The sequence below is a fragment of the Pseudarthrobacter sp. NPDC058119 genome (assembly GCF_042884655.1).
Classification (GTDB): Bacteria; Actinomycetota; Actinomycetes; order Actinomycetales; family Micrococcaceae; genus Arthrobacter.
Genome location: NZ_JBHVTN010000005.1, coordinates 67,072 through 86,293, shown reverse-complemented (window position 1 = coordinate 86,293; position 19,222 = coordinate 67,072). Strand labels below are relative to the sequence as shown.

18 protein-coding genes and 3 tRNA genes are annotated in these 19,222 nt (G+C 67.8%); 6 read left to right on the top strand and 15 right to left on the bottom strand.

Going from position 1 to position 19,222, the window contains the following annotated elements:
• Nucleotides 1-27: 27 nt before the first annotated feature.
• The 9 genes from ACFVTD_RS12155 to ACFVTD_RS12115 form a co-directional block, all read right to left on the bottom strand.
• Nucleotides 28-639 (bottom strand): hypothetical protein, encoded by a 612-nt coding sequence (locus ACFVTD_RS12155; RefSeq protein ID WP_387562943.1) that lies wholly within the window; start codon nucleotides 637-639, stop codon nucleotides 28-30.
• On the bottom strand, nucleotides 636-1,274 hold the full coding sequence (locus ACFVTD_RS12150) for a hypothetical protein (protein ID WP_387562940.1): 639 nt from the start codon (nucleotides 1,272-1,274) through the stop codon (nucleotides 636-638). The genes ACFVTD_RS12155 and ACFVTD_RS12150 overlap by 4 nt, the downstream gene beginning before the upstream one ends.
• Nucleotides 1,271-1,651 (bottom strand): hypothetical protein, encoded by a 381-nt coding sequence (locus ACFVTD_RS12145; RefSeq protein ID WP_387562937.1) that lies wholly within the window; start codon nucleotides 1,649-1,651, stop codon nucleotides 1,271-1,273. Before ACFVTD_RS12145 ends, ACFVTD_RS12150 begins: the two co-directional genes overlap by 4 nt.
• A complete protein-coding gene (locus tag ACFVTD_RS12140) occupies nucleotides 1,648-1,839 on the bottom strand; it encodes a hypothetical protein (RefSeq protein ID WP_387562934.1) in 192 nt (63 codons plus the stop codon). Before ACFVTD_RS12140 ends, ACFVTD_RS12145 begins: the two co-directional genes overlap by 4 nt.
• Nucleotides 1,836-2,285, bottom strand: a complete 450-nt coding sequence (locus ACFVTD_RS12135) for an Asp23/Gls24 family envelope stress response protein (RefSeq protein ID WP_387562931.1) — start codon at nucleotides 2,283-2,285, stop codon at nucleotides 1,836-1,838. The genes ACFVTD_RS12140 and ACFVTD_RS12135 overlap by 4 nt, the downstream gene beginning before the upstream one ends.
• 191 nt (nucleotides 2,286-2,476) lie before the next feature.
• Nucleotides 2,477-4,072: a glycoside hydrolase family 68 protein gene (locus ACFVTD_RS12130; protein WP_387562928.1), complete on the bottom strand. Its 1,596-nt coding sequence runs from the start codon at nucleotides 4,070-4,072 to the stop codon at nucleotides 2,477-2,479.
• A 516-nt stretch (nucleotides 4,073-4,588) separates the two neighbouring features.
• Nucleotides 4,589-4,664, bottom strand: a tRNA-Phe gene (locus ACFVTD_RS12125).
• A 48-nt stretch (nucleotides 4,665-4,712) separates the two neighbouring features.
• Nucleotides 4,713-4,786: transfer RNA gene (locus tag ACFVTD_RS12120), tRNA-Asp, on the bottom strand.
• A 90-nt stretch (nucleotides 4,787-4,876) separates the two neighbouring features.
• Nucleotides 4,877-4,949, bottom strand: a tRNA-Glu gene (locus ACFVTD_RS12115).
• Between the two features lie 164 nt (nucleotides 4,950-5,113).
• Between ACFVTD_RS12115 and ACFVTD_RS12110 the strand changes: the two genes are divergently transcribed.
• Nucleotides 5,114-6,130, top strand: coding sequence for a PHP domain-containing protein (locus ACFVTD_RS12110; protein ID WP_387562925.1), 1,017 nt, complete (start codon nucleotides 5,114-5,116; stop codon nucleotides 6,128-6,130).
• A 36-nt stretch (nucleotides 6,131-6,166) separates the two neighbouring features.
• Here ACFVTD_RS12110 and ACFVTD_RS12105 read toward each other — a convergent pair whose 3' ends face one another.
• Complete coding sequence (locus tag ACFVTD_RS12105; protein ID WP_387562922.1) at nucleotides 6,167-6,859, bottom strand: DsbA family protein; 693 nt, start codon at nucleotides 6,857-6,859, stop codon at nucleotides 6,167-6,169.
• Between the two features lie 70 nt (nucleotides 6,860-6,929).
• Here ACFVTD_RS12105 and ACFVTD_RS12100 point away from each other — a divergent pair, with 70 nt between their 5' ends.
• From ACFVTD_RS12100 to ACFVTD_RS12085, 4 genes are all read left to right on the top strand, one after another.
• Nucleotides 6,930-7,901: a DMT family transporter gene (locus ACFVTD_RS12100; protein WP_387562919.1), complete on the top strand. Its 972-nt coding sequence runs from the start codon at nucleotides 6,930-6,932 to the stop codon at nucleotides 7,899-7,901.
• 9 nt (nucleotides 7,902-7,910) lie between these two features.
• Entirely contained in the window at nucleotides 7,911-8,339 is a 429-nt protein-coding gene (locus ACFVTD_RS12095; protein WP_387562916.1) for a metallopeptidase family protein, read from the top strand.
• Nucleotides 8,340-8,349: 10 nt separating this feature from the next.
• Nucleotides 8,350-9,270, top strand: a complete 921-nt coding sequence (locus ACFVTD_RS12090; protein ID WP_387562913.1) for a cation diffusion facilitator family transporter — start codon at nucleotides 8,350-8,352, stop codon at nucleotides 9,268-9,270.
• 184 nt (nucleotides 9,271-9,454) lie between these two features.
• Nucleotides 9,455-10,930: a C40 family peptidase gene (locus ACFVTD_RS12085; protein ID WP_387562911.1), complete on the top strand. Its 1,476-nt coding sequence runs from the start codon at nucleotides 9,455-9,457 to the stop codon at nucleotides 10,928-10,930.
• A 45-nt stretch (nucleotides 10,931-10,975) separates the two neighbouring features.
• On the opposite strand, the gene ACFVTD_RS12080 is transcribed toward ACFVTD_RS12085, so the two are convergent.
• The 5 genes from ACFVTD_RS12080 to ACFVTD_RS12060 are packed head-to-tail and all read right to left on the bottom strand — an operon-like array spanning nucleotide 10,976 to nucleotide 18,110.
• The gene (locus tag ACFVTD_RS12080; protein WP_387562908.1) at nucleotides 10,976-11,860 is read right to left on the bottom strand and encodes an ABC transporter permease; all 885 of its coding nucleotides are present in this window, start codon (nucleotides 11,858-11,860) and stop codon (nucleotides 10,976-10,978) included.
• On the bottom strand, nucleotides 11,850-12,863 hold the full coding sequence (locus ACFVTD_RS12075) for an ABC transporter ATP-binding protein (RefSeq protein WP_387562905.1): 1,014 nt from the start codon (nucleotides 12,861-12,863) through the stop codon (nucleotides 11,850-11,852). Before ACFVTD_RS12075 ends, ACFVTD_RS12080 begins: the two co-directional genes overlap by 11 nt.
• A 57-nt stretch (nucleotides 12,864-12,920) precedes the next feature.
• A complete protein-coding gene (locus ACFVTD_RS12070; RefSeq protein WP_387562902.1) occupies nucleotides 12,921-14,099 on the bottom strand; it encodes an outer membrane lipoprotein carrier protein LolA in 1,179 nt (392 codons plus the stop codon).
• Nucleotides 14,100-14,156: 57 nt separating this feature from the next.
• The gene (locus ACFVTD_RS12065) at nucleotides 14,157-17,033 is read right to left on the bottom strand and encodes a PEP/pyruvate-binding domain-containing protein (RefSeq protein ID WP_387562899.1); all 2,877 of its coding nucleotides are present in this window, start codon (nucleotides 17,031-17,033) and stop codon (nucleotides 14,157-14,159) included.
• A gap of 36 nt (nucleotides 17,034-17,069) precedes the next feature.
• Nucleotides 17,070-18,110 (bottom strand): universal stress protein, encoded by a 1,041-nt coding sequence (locus ACFVTD_RS12060; protein ID WP_387562896.1) that lies wholly within the window; start codon nucleotides 18,108-18,110, stop codon nucleotides 17,070-17,072.
• A 426-nt stretch (nucleotides 18,111-18,536) separates the two neighbouring features.
• On the opposite strand from ACFVTD_RS12060, the gene ACFVTD_RS12055 reads away from it, so the two are divergent.
• Entirely contained in the window at nucleotides 18,537-19,187 is a 651-nt protein-coding gene (locus tag ACFVTD_RS12055; protein ID WP_387562893.1) for an NAD(P)-binding protein, read from the top strand.
• Nucleotides 19,188-19,222: the final 35 nt, after the last annotated feature.

The following is a 19,222-nucleotide window of genomic DNA, read 5'->3' as shown; positions in this document are numbered from 1 at the left end:
CGAGCCCGGACGCCGTCCGGCGGCAGGTCAGCGGACGCGCTCAGCCCTGCTGAAGCGTGTCCGTGCCCCGGCGCCAATGTGGATCAGGACGGGAACCTCCTTGCCCACCACGGCCTCCAGGGCGTCCACGAGTCCGGCGACCTCGGCGGCGAGCAGGTGCGGGGCCACGCCCTGGCGCGGCAAGAGCCGGACCTTCAGAGCCGGCGCTCCCTTGACCTCATACGTGGTGACGGTGGCACCGGCGAGGTCCGGACGCCCTTCGAGGGCGTGCCGGAGCGCCTGTTCCGCCACTCCGCCTCCGATCCGCACGTCGCCGGGGGTCTCACCGGGATCGTATTCGGCGGCCAGCAGGCTTGACTTGCCCTTGCCCTGCTGCGCCATCCAGGCGACCATGAGCCCCATCAGTGCCAGCAGGGCCACAGCCACCACAATCCATAACCAGCTTTCCGGCCGGCCCGGGAACCGGGTGGAATCGAACAACTGGTTGATGCCGCCCCAGGCCCCTGAAGACCAGGAGTGCCACCAAGTGCCCACGGAGGGAACGGTGGCCAGCAGCACCAGGAGGAGCCCGGAGCCCAGCAGGAGCAGGCCCAGCGCGGTGAGCAGGATGCGGTTAAGCAGTGTCGGGGTGCTGTTCATGCCCCGATCACCCCCGATGGCGCCACATTGACGCGGGGAACGGGTGCCGGTTCCAACAACATCTGGTCCAGCTCATCCCGTACAGCCTCCAGTACCCTGTCCGGGTTTACCGGGACGCCGGAGGTAGGACGGACATTCACCAGCACCTGCCGTTGGGAGACGACCACCATGACCTGGTCCGGCGTGACATTGGCGGCGAGGCGCGCGCGGCGGGCCAGCGACGATGCGATGACCTCGTCGTCCACCACCACGGCGGGGAGCCCTTCCCCGGCTGCGCCGGCCAGCAGGTGGCGTGCGCGCTTTCCCGGGAGGATCCCGTTCAGCAGGAAGATCAATCCCAGCATGGCGAGCACGGCGCCGATCGCGGCCAGCAGCAGCGGGGGCATGCCGGCTGGAAGATCCACGATGCGCTGGGCAGCGACCTGCGGCTCCACCAGCCACGCCGGCTGCCCCACTGCGTGCACCCCGGATTCGAGGACGCCGTAGCCAGCCAGCACGAGGACCAGGACGGCGGCCACGACCGATACCACGGCCCTGCCGGAATGGGTCTCCCGGTAGACCACCCTGCGCATGTCCGGGCCGTTGCTTCTCCGCGACCCGCTGCCGGCCCGGCGGCTTTCCACGCTGCTGCTCACCGTACCCGCCCTTCTGTGCTGATCCTTGCCCCGCTGATGCGGATGTCCACCCGGCTCACCTGGGAACCGCTCAGTTCAGACACCTTTGCCAGGATGCTTTCCTTGGCGTTCACGGTTCGATCCCAGATGGATCCTCCAATTGCGCCGATCCTGGCCCGGTCTGCTGCCACAGCCTGTAACGGCGGGATGCTGATGGGGGCGACGAGGGACAAAGCCAGCAGGCCGTCGTCGTCCGTCCAGTCCGCACGGATGTCCTGGGCGTCGACGCCCAGCGCCTGCGCGGCCGCCGCCTTGGCAAGGCTGGTTAAAGCCTGCGTACTGATCCGGTTATGGCCGCTGAGCGCCTGCGCACGCACAACGGGCGCGGGCGAACTCATGAGGACGAGCGCCGGCCAACGATGGCATCGAGAATGCCGCGCAGGTCCAGCTTTCCTTCGGCCGCGCGGCCCAGGAGGGCCCCGATGGCCATGAAGAGAAGGGAGACCAGGAAGCCCCAAAGGCCGAACTGCAGGGACATGAACGCCACGAATGCGCCCATGGCCAGGCCTGTCACGGTGAGGTTCACAGCAGCGCCTCCCGTTCTGCAGCGGCCGGAACGGCGGTCTTGACCGATGGCGGGACATAGACATCGGTGATCTCGACGTTCACCTCAATCACCTGCAGACCCACCAGTTCTTCCACAGCCCGGTAAACGGCGGCACGGACGTCGTTGGCCAGCGCATGCAGGGGCGTTCCGTAGCTGGCCACCAGGGTGATATCGACGGCTACCTGGGTTTCGCCTACTTCCGCGTGGACGCCGGCGGCGTGGTCGGAGCTCCCCACGGCGTCGCGGATGGCGCCCAGGGCACGGGACGGGCCCGACCCCAGGGAGTAGACGCCGGGAACCGCGCGGGCGGCAATCCCCGCAACCTTTGCCACGGCGGTCTCGGAAATAACTGTCCGGCCCGGGCCGGGAGCCGGACTGGCGGCAGGACGGTTGGGCACCACGGGTTGTGGGTTCTGGTATTCCATCAGGCACTCCCCCTTCTGTTGGTTCCACCCTATCCCCAGCCTGCGACAGATGGGCTGGAAACTCGTCGGCGCCGCGGCACGGGACTTGGTCCAGGGGTGGTTGACGGAAAGCGGCTAAAAAACCAGGCGGGGAGCCGTGGGGCTCCCCGCCTGGTTTATGTACTGCTTGTAGCTGTCGCGGCCGCCTCGATCTACTTATAGAGGCCCTCGCCGCCGACCCTGACGTTGGTGGGCAGGTAGCCGAACGGGCCGAGGCCGTTCTTGCCGAAGCTGCGGTCCACCTGGGTCACGCCGTTCTTGAAGTTGATCTTGACGGTCGGGGACAGTGAACCGCCCCGGACGCCGTTGACGTTGTCGATGAACGACTGCACCAGGCCGCCCGGCTGGACGTAGTGCGAGTATGCCTGGAACTGGCGGCCGTTCTGCTGCCCGGAGATGGTGCCGCTCGGGTTGTTGGCCGGCATGTTGAGGTCGGTCGGTGAACCGAGCGCCAGGCCGCTGTTGTTCACCGGCTGGAAGTCGGAGCGGACTCCGTCGCCCACGAAACCATAGACGCCGTCGGGACCGCGCATGCCGTCCGCGTAAGTGAACTGGTGGCTGATCGTGTACAGGTAGTACTTGTTCTTGCCGTTCTCGTTCTGGATGAAGATCTGCGGACGCTCAGTCTGGTCGTTGACGCAGTTGGCCGACAGGATGGGCGGCAGGAAGGACCACTTGGTCAGATCCTTGTTGTCCGCCACGGCCAGGCCCACGCTGGCGGTCTGGTACTTGGCGCCGCTGTTCTGGACATCGGTCAGGCTTTCGGCATGCGGATCGCCCGGCTGGTAACCCAGGTCCCCGCCCTGGCACTGGTATTCGCCGCGGTTGCCGGCGGTGTTGCCTTCGAACACCATGTAGGTCTTGCCCGGGTGGGCAGGATCGGCGAAGGTGTACGGGTCCCGGAACGCGAAGCCCGCGTTTTGCGCCTTGTTCTGGTACAGCTTTCCGTCCGGCTCCAGGAGCTTGGTGTGCTGGAAGCCGTCGAACGTCACGCCGTTCTTGTCGGCGTGGATGTTGCCCAGTGCCTTCGCGATGGCCGCGTCCGGGGCGATGCCGCCGCCGCCCGCGTTGCGCTCCGCCTTGTCGTAGAAGGTGGTGGCTGTATAGAACACGTTCACGTGGTCACCCTGCATCAGGCGGGTGGAGCCGGACCATTCCGTGTTGCCGATGGACGTGTTGTCCAGGAAGAGGTGGCCGCCGTAGTTCCACTTGTCCTTCGCTGGGTCGGCGTTGGTCTTGCGGAAGAAGTAGCCGATCCGGGCGTTCCAGTGGCGCTGGTCGAAACCGTAGCCGGCGTGGCGGTCAGCGACCAGGGAGAAGATGACGTCCCAACCCTTGTAGCTGATCTGGTTGGCATTCTCGTCCGTGAGGGACCAGGTGTCCCAGACCCATACGTCGTCGTTCATGGCGGGGAAATCCTGCGGGATCTCCGGCATGGTGACGTCGGGGCTCATGGAGTTCTGGCCCGCTGCGACGTTGGGGTTGCTTTGCGCCATGATCTGCTTGGCGTCGGCGCGGGTCCACTTGGAGGTGAAGTCCGACGCCGGATCGAAAGCCTGCTGCGTGTGCTGCGTCGGCAGGGGGAAGCCTGGCGTGGGGGCAGGCAGCTGCTGGACTGCAGGCGGATCGGAGGGCTCGTTGGCGTGTGCCGAGGGGACGGCCAGGAAAGCCGACGCGGCCAGGGTCGCCGCCAGCGCTGCGGCGGCGGTGCGCCACCGCAGCAGCCGGGGTTGGGGGTGCTTGTGCATTTCTTGCTCTTCTCGCGGAGTTGTGACTTTTCGTGGAAGGCGGGCGTGTGCCCATGATCCCGAAACAAACCGCGACCCCGGAGACACCTCAGGAGTCATCGGGGACGCCGTTGTGCTGTGGGGAGAGACAGGCCTGGGTAGGGCCTGGCCGGCCGGTGGAAAGCATGCTGTCCTCCGGCCGCGCTCCACCGTAGACGGGGTGGAACGGACACTTCAAACCCTGTTTCACGGGCCAAAACGGGTTACCGGCGAGTATTGTGCAAGCGCTTACACACTCCAATGCGCGCGCGTGCCATATCCCTGCGGCAGGGGTCAAATGTTTCGTCGGGTGCCCAAAGATTTCTTTCGGGGGGGGTTGCGATGTTGCGCGGGCCGCAGGGCGGGCACCCCTCCGTGGCGGATGGCGGCGTCAGGACAGTCGCGAAGCCCGGGCAAGGTTGCCAGGGCCAGCGCTAAAGCTGCCACGCCAGCGTTAAAGCAGAAAAGCACCAGTTCCGAAGAACTGATGCTTCCCAGTGGTGGCTCCGACCGGCGTCGATCCGGTGACCTTTCGATTTTCAGTCGAACGCTCTACCAACTGAGCTACAGAGCCTAGGTGACTAGTCACCATGACAGCCGGAATTTCTTCCAACAATCAGAGCGACCCTGACGGGACTTGAACCCGCGACCTCCGCCGTGACAGGGCGGCGCGCTAACCAACTGCGCTACAGGGCCTTGCGTTTCTTGCTTTGCAGTATCTCTACCGCTTTTTTCAAGGCCTCCAGCCTACCAGACTTTTTTAGTCTGTTTGACCAGTTCCTTGCGTACCCCCAACGGGATTCGAACCCGTGCCGCCGCCGTGAAAGGGCGGTGTCCTAGGCCGCTAGACGATGGGGGCCAGAACCCGTTCGGAACAAAATAAAAGGCGTCAAGCGGGGCTTTCCGTCTTTGTCCTCTGCGTTTCTCCGAACTGGACTCTAAAACTATAGGGGCTAACCGGGAATATTCCAAAATCGGCGAAAATCCCCGCCGTTTGGCCCTGGTACGGGCCAAGATGGACGGATGGATGCCGTCGATGCGCTCAATGAGATCGCTTTCTGGCTGGAGCGCGGACGCGCCGCCACCTTCAAGGTGCAGGCCTTCCGCAAGGCGGCCGCTGCCATTGGCGCCCTGGAGCCGGAGGAGGTGGCCTCGCGCGCACTGTCCGGGCGGCTTAAGTCCATGAAGGGGATCGGGGACCGGACTTTCACGGTGATCCGGCAGGCGGTGGACGGCCAGGTCCCCGAGTACCTGGCAGACCTTCGGGAGAAGGGTGCCGAGCCGCTCGCGTCCGGCGGCGCGGAGATCGGCAGGGCCCTGCGCGGGGACCTGCACAGCCACAGTGAATGGTCCGACGGCGGCTCCCCCATTGAGCTGATGGTGGCGGCCGCTGAGGTGCTGGGCAGGGAGTACCTGGCCTTGACCGACCACTCACCCAACCTCACCATCGCCAACGGGCTCTCGCCTGAACGCCTGCGCAACCAGCTGGACGTGGTGGCAGGCATTAACGGCAATGGCGGCCGCACCCGGCTCCTGGCCGGGATCGAAGTGGACATCCTGGAAACCGGCGGGCTGGACCAGGAACCGGAGCTGCTGGACCGGCTGGACATCGTGGTGGCCAGCGTTCACTCAAAACTCCGGGCAGACCGGAAGACCATGACCGCCAGGATGCTCGGGGGCATCACGGCCCCGCAAACCAACGTCCTGGGCCACTGCACCGGGCGGCTGGTGGAAGGCTCGCGCGGAACGCGGCCGCCGTCGGACTTCGATGCCAAGGAAGTGTTCGCGGCGTGCGCGGAGCACAACGTTGCCGTGGAGATCAATTCCCGCCCGGAGCGGCAGGACCCGCCCGATGACTTGATCCAGCTGGCCCTGGAAGCCGGGTGCCTGTTCTCGATCGACAGCGATGCCCACGCCCCCGGGCAGCTGGACTTCCTGCAGTACGGCGCCGAGCGGGCGGCCCGCAACAACGTTCCGGCAGACCGGATCATCACCACGTGGCCAGTGGGAAAGCTGCTCGCCTGGGCTTCGCGGAGCTAGGCACGCCCCTGGAACCGCCAGCGGCGTGGTGCGCGGCTACTTGACGGCGTCGGCCAGCTTCTGGCGGAAGTCCGCCTTGGTGGACAGCGTGAGCTTCTCGCCATTGAGGAAGAACGTGGGGGTGCCGTTGACGCCGAGGGTATTGCCGTCCGCGATGTCGGCCAGGATGCGTTCCTCGGTGTTCGGGTCGGCCACCACGGCATCGAACTGCGCCAGGTCCAGGCCCAGCTGCCCGGCGTAGGTGCGGAACAGAGGCGCCTGGGACTGCTGGCTGCCGGACCACTGGGACTGGTTCTCAAAGAGCTTGGCGGCCATCTGCTGGTACTGGCCCTGCTGCGCGGCCGCTTCCGCCGCCAGTGCGGCCTGGCCGGAATTGGGGTGCGCAGAGAGCGGGAAGTACCTGTTGACGAACGTGATCCTGTCCCCGAACTCCGCCTTGAGCTCCTCCACGAAAGGGTGGACCGCTCCGCAGGACGGACATTCGAAGTCCAGGAACTCCACCAGCTGGGCCTTCTCCTCGGCGGGCGCAGTGAGGCGGTGGCTGTCGGCACGAACGAGCTGCTCGGCGCCCGCGGCCGGAGGCGCCGCCTGCTGGGGCTTCGTGGCGGTAAAGATGGCATACCAGGCGACGCCGCCCAGGACGATGACAGCCAGCGCGATCCAGGTGATTTTCCTGACCGGGCGCGGGGTGTCACGGGCGGGAACCGAGGGAGAAGCCATGGTCCGCATCCTAGCCCGGGGGCATCCACATGGCCGATTTCCGCCAGTCCGGCGCCTGCGGCAGCCGTACATTTGACTCATGCCTTCCACCAGCCCCGCCCGTCAGCCCCTGGCTTCCCCCACTGCAGCACCCACGCCCGTGAAGGCCCTTGGCGTGGCGGCCATGGTGGCCACCGTCGTGCTGTGGGCCTCCGCGTTCGTCGGCATCCGCGCCATCGGGCCCCACTTCTCCCCCGGCTCCCTGACGCTCGGCAGGCTGGCGGTCGCCGCCGTCGTCCTCGCTTTCCTGGTGGTGCCGCAACTCATCAGGAGCCGAGTGCTGCCCAGGGGACGCGAATGGCTGCCGATCCTCGCCTATGGCGTGATGTGGTTCGGCGGCTACAACGTTGCCCTGAACGCCGCCGAACACATCCTTGATGCCGGCACCAGCGCCCTGCTGATCAACGTCAACCCGATCCTGGTGGCCATCATGGCCGGCATTTTCCTCAAGGAGGGCTTTCCCCGCTGGCTGCTCATCGGCAGCACGGTGGCGTTCGCGGGGGTTGCACTGATCGCTCTCGGTTCCGGACAGCCGCGCAGCCCCGGGGAAAGTTCGACGGCGGACCTGGCAGGCGTGGCGCTTTGCCTCCTTGCGGCGGTGCTCGCCGCAGTCAGCGTCATCATCCAGAAGCCGGTGGTGCGGAAGTTCCCGGCGGCGCAGGCAACCTGGTTCGGCATTATCGTGGGCGCGGTGTGCTGCCTGCCGTTCGCCGGGCAGCTGGCGTCCGAAGTCCAGGCCGCCCCTCCGCAGGCCACGTGGGCGCTGGTGTACCTCGGCGTGTTTCCCACTGCGATCGCCTTCACAACCTGGGCCTACGCACTCTCACTCGTGGACGCCGGGAAACTGGCCGCCACCACCTACCTGGTACCGGGGACCACGGTGCTCATCTCCTGGCTGCTGCTTGGCGAGATCCCCACAGCCTGGGGACTGGTGGGCGGACTGGTATGCCTGGTGGGAGTGGGACTGACCCGGCGCAGGACGCGGACACGCGGGCAGCGGCCCGGGCGCTAGAGTCGGGGTATGCCAGCCAGCCTTCCGCCGGGACTGCCCATCATTCCTGAAGGGCCGCATGAACCGTCGGGTTTCACCATGTCTCCTGACGAATTCGAGGCAGCCGTCCAGGATGCCCTGGACAGCATCCCGGAGCGGCTGGCCCGCGCCATGGACAACGTGGCCGTCTTCATCGACGACGACTATGTGCCCGGCCCGGGGGAAGACCCGGATACCGTGCTCCTGGGGCTCTACGAAGGTGTCCCCCTGACTGAACGCGATTCATGGTGGGACGCCGGCTCGCTCCCCGACCGGATCACCATCTTCCGCGAACCCATCCTGGAAATCTGCGCCTCCCGGGACGAGGTGATCCACGAAGTGGCCGTTACCGTGGTCCACGAGATCGCCCACCACTTCGGGATTTCCGACGACCGGCTGCACGAGCTGGGCTGGGGCTAGCCTTGTAGGCATGGGACACGACCACAACCACGGCCACGGGATCACTGCCACCGGGCGGCACCGGAAACGGCTGGTGGCCGTCCTGGGGATCACGCTCGGCGTCGTGGTTATCCAGATCGTCGGCGCGGTGCTGTCCGGGTCGCTTTCCCTGCTGGCAGACGCCGGACATATGCTCTCCGACGCGGCCGGAGTCACCATCGCCCTGCTTGCCGCCTGGATCGCCGGCCGCCCGGCGAGCGACCAGCGAACCTACGGCTACCAGCGGGCGGAGGTGCTCGCGGCGTTGGCGAATGCGCTGATCCTGATCGTGATCTCCGTGGTGATTTTCACGGAAGCCATCCGCCGGTTCGGTGCACCCCCTGAGGTGCATACGGACATCATGCTGTTCGCAGCGATCCTCGGTGCCGTGGCGAACCTGGTGTCGCTGCTGATCCTGCGTGGGGGGCAGGAGGAGAGCCTGAACGTCCGCGGCGCCTACCTGGAGGTACTGGGCGATCTCCTGGGCTCGGTAGCCGTCATCATCGCCGCCGTCATCATCATGGCCACCGGTTTCCAGGCAGCAGACACCATCGCATCGGTCCTGATCGCCCTGATGATCCTGCCCCGCGCCTGGAGCCTGCTGCGCGACGTGGTGGACGTCCTGCTGGAGGCCAGCCCGAAAGGAGTGGAGGTCCAGATGATCCGCGAGCACATCCTGTCGGTTGCCGGTGTGACCGATGTCCATGACATCCACATCTGGACCATCACGTCCGGTGTCCCCGTTTTCTCAGCCCATGTGGTGGTGGAGGACGGGGTGCTCAACGCCCGGGGGGCCGACCAGTTGCTGGACAGGCTCATCACCTGCCTGGGCTCCCATTTCGACACCGACCACTGCACCTTCCAGCTGGAGCCTGCCAGCCATTCAGAACACGAGGAACACCAGCACGCCTGACCCCGACACACCCTGTGGAATTCCCCACCAAATGACATTGTTGTGGTTTATGTTATTGATGTGACTGCTGTTGCCAATGTGCATATCGTGACGTAACCTCGGACTGCTGGCGAGCAACTGAGGGGCACCGTCGTGCCGCATCCAGAACCTCACTCCCAGCCTTACCGTTGCGAGGTCTCTGCAGATGGCTTTACCCGGATCCGGCCGCAGGACTGCCGCGCTGTGCGCCGCCGTCGTACTCTTTGCATCTGTGGCCACGCCCGCGCTGGCGGTACCGGCACCATCCGCACCCGTGGCCCTGCCTGCGTCACCGGAGATCCCATCCCCGGACGACATCGCCGCCGCAAAGGCAAGCGAGTCCGCCACGGCGGACCAGGTCACCGCGATCGAGCGGATCCTGGCGGATGCTTCGACTGCCCAGCAGGCGGCCTTCGCGGTGGCCATGCAGGCCAACAACTCCTACAGTGAAGCGCTCGTGGAACTACAGCAGCGGACCGAGGCGGCTTCCGTTGCCGCCGCCAAAGCATCGTCCGCCCGCGACCAGCAGGACAGGACACGGAAGCAGGTGGGGCAGCTCGCCGGCGACCTGTACCGCAACGGCGGCTTGAACCCCACCCTTGGAACCCTGGCCAGCGGCAGTGACAGCCTCCAGCAGGCCGCCACCCTCGAGGCACTTTCCGCCAGCCGCAGCCGCGCATTCGAAGCTGCTGACGCCGCGGCCACCGCCTACCGCTCCCTGACCGCGGCCGCGGAGGACGCTGCCAAGGCTGCCGATGACGCAGCCAAGACCGCCGAGCAACGGAAATCCCAGGCGGAGCAGGCCAACGCCGCGCAGGCAAAGGCAGTCGCCGATGCCAAGGCGCAGCGGACCGTCCTGGTGGACCAACTGGCACAGCTCCGCAACACCACCGTGGCGCTCGAATCCGCCCGGGTGGACGCCCTTGACCGGCAGCGCGAAGAGGCACGCCTTGCCGCTTTGTCCGCCGCCGCCGACAAGGCAGCAGCCGATAAGGCACCACAGGACAAAGCCGCCCAGGACCAGGCCGCCAGCCGGAACAGTGCGGGACAGAACGGCGGCGGGCCGGTGGCTGCTCCTGCGGCTCCCGCTCCCGCCCCGGCAGCTCCCGCGCCTGCCGCGCCGGTGGCCGCCGCACCGGCACCCGCTGCTCCCGCCCCGGCACCCGTTGCAGCGGCCCCCGCCCCCGCCGCACCGGCACCCGCTCCGGCCCCTGCCCCGGTTGCACCGGCACCGGCCCCTGCACCTGTGCCTGCGCCTCCTGCAGGCTCAGGCACGTTCGAGGCAGCAATCTCCGTCGCCATGGGCAAGGTGGGCGCACCGTACTTCTACCAATGGGGCGGCACGGGGCCGTACGGTTTCGACTGCTCGGGCCTGGTGCAGAATGCGTTCGCCGCAGCCGGTACCTACCTTCCGCGCACCGCGTCCCAGCAGTACGCGGCAGCCCCGGTCCACGTTCCGATTTCGCAGGCCCGCCGGGGCGACCTGCTGGTCTGGGGTTCCGCCCCGAACTTCTACCACGTGGCCATCTACCTGGGTAACGGCCAAGTGGTCCAGGCGCTGAACCCGCAGGAAGGCATCACCGTATCCACCATCAGTTCGATGGTGGGCATGGACCTGTATCCGTACGCCGCCCGCTACTGAACTGCAACCTTGGGATGCAGCCTCTGAAGGCTCCCGCCGCCGTCGTCAGCTCAAAATGTCTTTGGTGACGAACTGGCCATAGGCGAGCACCCCGAATACCGCCACGTAGCCGGCCTGGAGCAGGGCGTTGCTGCCGAACGAGTCCCACACCAGTGGCTGGCGCAGCACGTCGGCGAAACCAAGCCAGTAATGGCTAAAGAGCCACGGGTGCAGCCACTCCAGCTGCGGAAGCTGATCCAGGACCTCGGAAACCACAGACACCACCACCGTGGCAGCCATCGCCCCGACCGGAACAACGGTCAGCGTGGACAGGAACAGCCCGATTGCCGAGAGCCCGGCGAGGGACAAGGCCAGGTAGGCGGCGATCAGCACTATCCGCAGGAAGGCTTCGCCAGGCTGTACCACCCCTCCGGAGAGCAATGTCACCGGGCCGACCGGGAACAGCGCGGCTCCAATGGCCGCACCAGCCAGGCCCACGGTCAACGGAGCCACGATGCAGAAGGCCAGCGCCCCCGCGTACTTCACCAGGAGAAGCCGCACCCGCCCGGCCGGGGCCACCAGCAGGTACCGGAGGGTGCCCAGGTTGGCTTCTCCGGCGATCGTATCGCCGGCCACCACCCCTACCGCGAGCGGCATGAACAACGGGACGGAGACCAGCATGGCGGTGAATGCCACAAACAGGCCGTTCTGGGTGATCCGGTCGAGGAATGCAGGGCCCCGGCCGGGCGGGACCGCGGAAGAAACCTTCACGGCCACCGCGATGAGAACCGGGATGGCGGCGAGCGCCAGCAGCAGCGCCCAGGTCCGCCGCCGCCCAAACAGCACTCTGAGTTCCGACCCCAGCAGGGACAGTCCCTGGCTGCGCGGCGTAGGAGCGGGCCGGGCGGCCTTGGCGGTTTCCGGAATGTCGGCGGGAACGCTACTGGGCAACGTCGAATCCTTCCCCCGTCAGGGCAACAAAGCGGTCCTCGAGGCTTTCGCGTTCGACGGCGAAGCCCCGGACGCGGACCCCAGCCTGCACCAGGGCCGCCACGACGTCCTCGGGCAGCACAGCGGGCTGGCCGGTTGCGTCCAGCGCCGCGACGATCGTCTCCCCGTCCGGTTGGGCCCTCCGTGGTTCCGGCAGCCCCTGCGGGCCTGGACGGCCCGAACGTTCAGGCTGGGCCTCGGCGTCCCCCTGCCCGGGTACCAGCCCGAGCCCAGCCAGGACCTGCCGCGCCGCACCGCCGTCGGGTGTTACCAGCCGGAGGCGTGTGCTTCCAGCCTGGCGCAGCTCGGCCAGCGGGCCCTGCGCCACCAGCTTGCCGGCGCTCATGACCGCAGCGTGGGTGCACATCTGCTCCACCTCGGCCAGCAGGTGGCTGGAGACAAAGACGGTGGTGCCCTGGTGCGCCAGCGAGCGCACCAGGTTGCGCACTTCGCGGGTGCCCTGCGGATCCAGGCCGTTGGTGGGCTCGTCCAGGACCAGGAGGTCCCGGGGCGAGAGCAGTGCGTTGGCGATGCCCAGCCGCTGCTTCATTCCCAGGGAGTACGCGTGCACGCGCTTCCCTGCGGCGTGTTCCAGGCCTACACGCTCCAGGGCCTCCTGCACGCGGGCCCTGCGGGTGGCAGGCACGGTGTGCGGGCTGGCGGAGTCGAGCCGGTGGAGGTTGGCAGCGCCGGACAGGAACGGGTAGAACGCAGGGCCTTCCACCAGGGCGCCGACGCGCGGCAACACCTCCTGGAGTTTTCCCGGCATCTCCTGGCCCAGCAGTGTCACGGTGCCTGCGGACGCGGCAGCCAGTCCCAGCAGCATGCGGATGGTGGTGGTCTTTCCGGACCCGTTGGGTCCGAGAAATCCGAAGACCGTCCCGTGCGGGACGGCCAGGTTTACTTGGTCGACGGCGGCCTGCTGGCCAAAGTGCTTGCTGAGGCCCTGGGTCTCAATCGCCAACTCCGAGTCAGCCTGGGCTGCTCCGGCCCGGCCGGCACTCCCCCGTCCGTCCAATGCCTACCGCGCTGCTGCTGCGGCCTGCAGCCCCTCAGGCGGCACCATGCCAGCGAAGATCCGGCCGTCGTCGGTCACCAAGATGTTTAGCAGCGCCGTGGAAAGCAGCCGGCCGCCGGGTACGGCGATGGCGGCCTGGGACAGCAACGGGTCCTGGAGCAGCGGTTCGGCGGCAGCGGCGGATCCGGCCGCCGTGCCCACTACCGTCTCCCAGCCGGTGCCGGTGACGGAAGCCTTCCCCTTCGCGTCGCCGTGCATGGCAGCGGGACCATGGGCATCGGCGGGATCATGCGACGTGGCGGGGTCATGCGGCTTGTCCGGGACCGGGAGTTCCTGCACCGTGCTGCCCGGGGGCGGGCTGAAGCTGAAGACTGACGGGTCCGGCGCATCCAGGGAGAGGCTGGTGAACCCGGAGGCGAAGGCAGGTTTGTCCGCGCCGCGCGCGGTCACCTGGACGGACAAGGGCATCCCGCTCTCACCGTCGACGGCGATGGCCACCTTGCCCACCAGCGTTCCGTCCGTACGGGGCTCGAGCAGCAGGTTGTAGGCAGCACGCCCAGCAACGGATACATCGGGGCCTACGGAAACTGCAGTACTCGGGTCCATCTTTGACAGGAACTGCTGGGCCAGTTCAGCAGGAGTGTGCATGCCGGGCGTGCCGTGCGGGTGGTTCGGCAGCCCGGGGGCGGTTGTATCGGCAGGGTCCTGGGCCTGCTGGGGCAACGCCAGATGGGCTGCCGAATTGTCCGTTGAGGAGTAGAACCAGACGTCGCTTCCGTGGCGCACCACGTCCCGTTCGGCCAGTTGGTCCATCATCTGGACACGGGCGTTGTCCTTGCCGTCCACGTAGATGCGCGCGGTATGCTTGCCCGTCAGGAGTTCAATCACCGAAGCCACGCTGCCGGCGGACATAGGACCGGACGCCGGCCCGGATGGCTTCCCGGCGGCCGGGAGTTCCGGCAGCCCCAAGTCAGCTGACTGTTCCACCGTGCCGGAGAACGTGTGCACCTGGTGGCTGGCCGCCAGCTCCAGGACCTGGGCGGGCGTCTTGGCGGGAAGCGGGTTGCTGGCGCCGGCCGGAAGCGACCCGACCAGGGCTGCGGAGGCGATGGCCACCGGAGCCGCGACCGCGGGAAGCCACCGCAGCCACGCCTTGCGGCCCTTGGCGCTGCTTCGTTGCACCGGGGTATGTCGAGACTGTCCGCTGGAATCCAGCCTGTGGGAGCCCATACACCAAGACTACGCCCGCGCAGGGGGGTCCGTGTCGCTGGGAACGGATCCGTTCCGGGGGGAACCGGTGCGTTCCGGCACGATGGTTCCCGCGCCGCCGTCGACCGTTATTCTTTGGCCCGTGCTGATCAGGCCGGTGGCATCCGGCACTCCGACCACCGCGGGAATACCGTATTCCCTGGCCACGACGGCGCCGTGGGAGTTGGCCCCGCCCATCTCCATCACCAGTCCTCCTGCCGTCAGGAACAGCGGTGTCCAGCCTGGGTCCGTGGACGGGGCAACCAGGATCTCGCCGGGTTCCAGGCGCGCCCCGACCGGGTCCAGGATGACCCGTGCCGCAGCGGTCACCGTCCCTGCCGAGGCCGGGCTGCCGGCCAGGGCTCCGTTGGGCAGGTTTCCATTAGGCGGGGTTCCATTAGGCAGGGTTCCGTTCCCGGTGGTTCCGACGGCGGTACGCACCGCTTCAGGTTCGGTGCCGTCCGAGAGCAGCACCCGGGGGATGTGCCGGCGCCTGAGCTCCACGGCATAGTCTTGGCGCCGTGCCGCTACGAGGGTCCGCAGGTCACGGAAGGCAGCCCCGTTGTTCCCGGCCGTTCCGGTAAGTGCCTGCCGGGCCTCGGCGAAGTCCAGGAAGAACACGTCGTCGGGCCGTTCCAGCGTTCCCGCGCGCGCCAGCTGGCCGCCCACCACAAGCAGTTGCCGGCGGACTTCCCCGAGGGCCACCACCAGCTGGTATTTTGGCAGCTCGCGCAGGCCGGCGAACAGCCGTGCCCTGCGGAGCGCGGCCTGCACCAGCCGTCCCCGGATCCTGCCGCGGGCGGAGGCCCTGGCCACAAGCCGGGCCACCTGCGCTTCCGCGTCCTCGGCCGCCTTGCTGAACTGGGCGTCAGGTGCGAAGGCCGGGTTCTCCAGCCGCAGGTAGTTGGCAAGGATCCCCAGGATGTGTTCCGGCTCCTCCGACCACCGCGGGAGTCCGACGTCGATCTCGCCCACGGCCCGGTGTCCGTACCTGTCCAGGAACCTCGTCAGGCCGGCGTCCAGGCGCGCCGGCAGCCGGCCGGCCTGGAAGGCGGCAGCCAGGGCAGCGGAATCACCGTCGAGCAGGGCAGTGCGTGAATCGGCATCCTCCTGGATTGCCTGCGCCAGGTGCCACAGCTCCAGGTCCATTTCCGTAGTGACGTTGTTGGGCAGGCCGCGGATCACCGGCTGCAGCTCGTCCCAGGAATCCCCGCCCAGCAGCTTTCCGGCAACACCCAGCATCGCGAAGCCAAGGGCGGGTAGGGGAAGGATCGCCGGAACGATCGGGAACAGGCGTGACCCCACGAGTGACTCTGCGTGCTCCAGGCGTGCCAGTGCGGTGGCGCCGTCGCCCAGGGCAAGGGAGGCATCAAATTCCCGGATGAAGCGGTCCAGCCGCCGGAAGGCCGCGCCGGGCCGGATCATCGCACGGAGGAAGTTGGCGGGGACCTCCGCACGGACCGCCACGGGCACAACGTGCCGGAGCAGCCCGAAGGGCGTCCTGGTGGTCACCGAAAAGGCGGGGTCCGCGAACAGTTGCCGCATGACCGTTGCCGTCCGGGCTTCCATGATGTCGAAGACGCGGGGGACGAGGCGGCGGCCCACGCTGCTGCGGATGGGCGTGGTGAAGTCGATGTAGATCCGCTGCCCCGCCTCAGCGTACGGGGACGGTCCTCCCCGGGGGTCGGGAACGGGGAAACCGGCAGTGGTGGCCACCGATGAGGCGATGAGCCGGATGGCCGCGAGGCCCATCGGCGTAAGCGGGCGGGTGAGTCCCTGCGCGAGGCTGAAGCAAAGGTACGCCCTGGTGCCTCCGCCGGTGGAACCCGGAGGCACCCGGCCGGCGGCACCGTTGCTCCTGGGGACCGGATAGAGGGTGGTGATGGGACGCGACTGGGTGAGCCACAGGGCGCCAGTGCCGTCGATGGCCCATTCCGTGTCCTGCGGGGCACCAAAATGTTCCCCGGCCCGCAAGCCGAGCCCCACCAGGCCCGCCACCTGCCGGTCGGTCAGGCAGGCGGCACCTTCGCGGCCGGGCACCTCGCGAAGCTCGGTTCCGCCGCCGGCGGCGGCCCGTATCTCAACGGTCTTGTCGCCGGGCGTGCTTTCCAGCATCCTCCCGGTCAGTGCGTCCACCACGAAGTGGTCCGGATTGACCGCGCCGGAGACCACGGCCTCGCCCAGGCCCGGGCTGGCATCGATCACCACCTGCCGGCGGCTGCCGGTGACGGGATTCGCCGTGAACATCACGCCCGCCGCCTCCGCGTCCACCATCCGCTGGACCACTACCGCGAGCGACACGGCTGCCGGGTCGATTCCAAGGGTTGCCCGGTACGCGGTTGCGCGGTCGGTCCACAGCGATGCCCAGCACCGCCGGACCGCATCCAGCACCGCGGCGGCGCCCACCACGTTCAGGTAGGTGTCCTGCTGGCCGGCGAAACTCGCAAAAGGAAGGTCTTCCGCTGTGGCCGAAGACCGAACTGCCACGGGGACCTCGGTGCCCAGGGCCGTGTAGGCCTGCTCCACAGCGAGGGCAACGCCAGCGGGAATGGGAGCCGCAAGGATTGCGGCCCGGGCCGTTCCAGCGAGTCCTGCCACGTCGGGTGGCCCCCCGCGGGCCGCCGCTTCATCCCCCAGCCCGGCGTGGACCGCAGCCAGCGCGGGCAGCACGTCATCGGGGGCGCCCGTAGCCTGCCGGTACGCGGCGGTGGTGAGGCAAAACCCTCCCGGAACCGGCAGCCCGGCCGACAACAGCTCCCCAAGGTTCGCAGCCTTGCCGCCCACCAGCGCCAGCATTCCGGCGTTGAGCTGGGCGAGGTCCAGCACCAACCCGCCGGATCCGTCATCGGTTGGGGTGCGCTGCGTCATGTCCGCGGTCCTCCGCCGGCTCGCCGGAAAGGCTCTCTACGCGGCGTCGCCCAGTATGGGGCCGAACCGTGCACGGTCCGCCAGTCGGGGGTCCTCCCTGTCCGGGACAGCCATGACAGGGCCCTTTGCATGGTGGAGCACGCCATCCGACGTTGAGCCCAGCAGCATCCCGGTGAAGCCGCCGTGGCCGCGGGTACCCACCACCACCAGCTCAACGTGCCGGCTTTCCTCGACGAGTACGTCCACCGGCGAGCCGTCCTTCAATTCGTACTCTGCCTGGAGCCTGGGGTAGTGGCTGCGGAGCCACGCCATGCCGGCTTCCAGGGTGACGCGGATATCGTCGAACAGGGCCTTGCGGTCCATGGGCGCGGGAACCCAGGCCAGCGAGCCGCTGTACTGGGGAACGGCACAGACCACGCGGAGGGAGGCCCCCAGCCGCTCTGCCTGGTCGGCTGCTTCGAGGACAGCGACGCGGGCCTGCTCGGAGCCATCCACGCCGACCACCACCACGTTCTCCACCGGCCGGTGGCCGGATTTGGCCTGTTCAGCCTTGACGCGGCGGTCCTCCGTTGGCTCCCCCAGCCGGTCCGAGCAGAACAAGGGAACCGTCACGGTGGGGCACTTCGCGTGGGCGGGCAGGGCACTGCTGACCGAACCAAGGAGCCGCCCCACGAAGCCACCGCGGCCGCGGGTTCCCACCACCAGGAGCTCAGCGGTTTCGGAGATCTCCAGCAGGACTCCGGCGGCGTCGCCGTTTTCCACCGAAGAAGTGACATCGACGTCGTACGCGGCAACCTTTTCCAGGGCCTGCCGGAGGATGGCCTCGGCGCCTTCGCGGATAACGGAGTCGTCCACGGTGGCGTATCCGCCATCCAGGCCGGACGCGGCGAAGATCGGCACCGAGTAGGCGGTGACGATATGGAGGGGACGGCGGCGACGCTCGGCTTCGCGCGCGGCCCACACCAAGGCGCACTGGCCATGGTCCGAACCGTCCACGCCGACCACGATGCCCCGCGGGGCGGAAGGTGTACCGCCGCCGTCCCGGGCCGGGTCCGGATGCAACTCTCGTGAGCCCATGGGGGCCGCCTCCTCGCGATACGCCTGATGTTGCGGCTATTCTGCCAGAAAACGGGCCGCTTCCTGCGCACCTGGCGCACCAACGGCGCCGGCAGGAACAGGACCGCTCCTGCTCCCCACTATTCTCCGTCCCCTACCGCTTAGCAAGCCTGTTCAGGGGCATGGGGGCGAAGTTATCCACAGGCTTTCGGGGCGTTTCCGGAAAGCGCCTCCACAGGCAGAAAATGTTTTCTCCATTGGTCTATCCACGGCCGCGTTTGTTCTGTAGTCTTCAGGACATTGTTGGTCCGGGACGCCAACTGCATCTTCCTGCCAGGACGGTCCCGGGCCATGCGCTGCGGCCGTACTGGGGGGTATCGGAACGCGGGCCGGCGAGGATGCCGGCACCTGCCGAAGCTCCAAAGGAGGGAAACTGTAGTGTCAAGCATGCCTGGAAATTCCGGGACCGAACAGACCACCACTGTCGTCATTGGCACTGGCCTGTCCGGACTGGCGGTGGCCGCTGAACTGCGCCGCCATGGGGTGGACTCCATCGTGGTGGACGGCCTCGATATCCTCGGCCAGGCACAGCCGGCAAACACTGCTTCACTGCAACGGTGCGACGCCGCGGACAGCGACACCCTGCGGGAACGCAACGAGATCCTGCGCCACCTCCGCAACTACGCTGCCAGCCACAGCGTGGATGTCCGGAACACCACGCGGGCGGTCCAGCTGACCATGCTCGAAACGCCGGACCAGGCGGCGCCCCAGTGGCAGGTACACACCCCCACGGGCGTCCTGGTGGCGGACCATATTGTGCTCACCCGCTGCGCCCACAGCCAGTTGCGGCGCATGCTCAACGATTTCGGCATTGCCGTAGGCCGGAACGTGGCTGCCGCCATGCGGGCCATCGGCATCTACCTGGTGGGCGTGGGCGAACTCATCACGCCATCACCGAAGGAAGTGCTGCGCCAGGCCAAGACCGTGGGCCAGGCCATCTCCGCCAAGGTCAACCCGGACAACGGACAGGCGTCCGGCGGCCGGATCTCCGGCAGCACCTTCCCGGCCGCGGGCGGCTTTGCGCTACTCACCTGCTGAGGTTCCGCCGAATGGGCGCCCGGCAGGATCCCACC

Coding starts and splice junctions, on each gene's coding strand:
- ACFVTD_RS12155 (WP_387562943.1), bottom strand. CDS start 639: ATGAACAGCACCCCGACACTGCTTAACCGCATCCTGCTCACCGCGCTG.
- ACFVTD_RS12145 (WP_387562937.1), bottom strand. CDS start 1,651: ATGAGTTCGCCCGCGCCCGTTGTGCGTGCGCAGGCGCTCAGCGGCCAT.
- ACFVTD_RS12135 (WP_387562931.1), bottom strand. CDS start 2,285: ATGGAATACCAGAACCCACAACCCGTGGTGCCCAACCGTCCTGCCGCC.
- ACFVTD_RS12130 (WP_387562928.1), bottom strand. CDS start 4,072: ATGCACAAGCACCCCCAACCCCGGCTGCTGCGGTGGCGCACCGCCGCC.
- ACFVTD_RS12110 (WP_387562925.1), top strand. CDS start 5,114: ATGGATGCCGTCGATGCGCTCAATGAGATCGCTTTCTGGCTGGAGCGC.
- ACFVTD_RS12105 (WP_387562922.1), bottom strand. CDS start 6,859: ATGCGGACCATGGCTTCTCCCTCGGTTCCCGCCCGTGACACCCCGCGC.
- ACFVTD_RS12100 (WP_387562919.1), top strand. CDS start 6,930: ATGCCTTCCACCAGCCCCGCCCGTCAGCCCCTGGCTTCCCCCACTGCA.
- ACFVTD_RS12095 (WP_387562916.1), top strand. CDS start 7,911: ATGCCAGCCAGCCTTCCGCCGGGACTGCCCATCATTCCTGAAGGGCCG.
- ACFVTD_RS12090 (WP_387562913.1), top strand. CDS start 8,350: ATGGGACACGACCACAACCACGGCCACGGGATCACTGCCACCGGGCGG.
- ACFVTD_RS12085 (WP_387562911.1), top strand. CDS start 9,455: ATGGCTTTACCCGGATCCGGCCGCAGGACTGCCGCGCTGTGCGCCGCC.
- ACFVTD_RS12065 (WP_387562899.1), bottom strand. CDS start 17,033: ATGACGCAGCGCACCCCAACCGATGACGGATCCGGCGGGTTGGTGCTG.
- ACFVTD_RS12060 (WP_387562896.1), bottom strand. CDS start 18,110: ATGGGCTCACGAGAGTTGCATCCGGACCCGGCCCGGGACGGCGGCGGT.
- ACFVTD_RS12055 (WP_387562893.1), top strand. CDS start 18,537: ATGCCTGGAAATTCCGGGACCGAACAGACCACCACTGTCGTCATTGGC.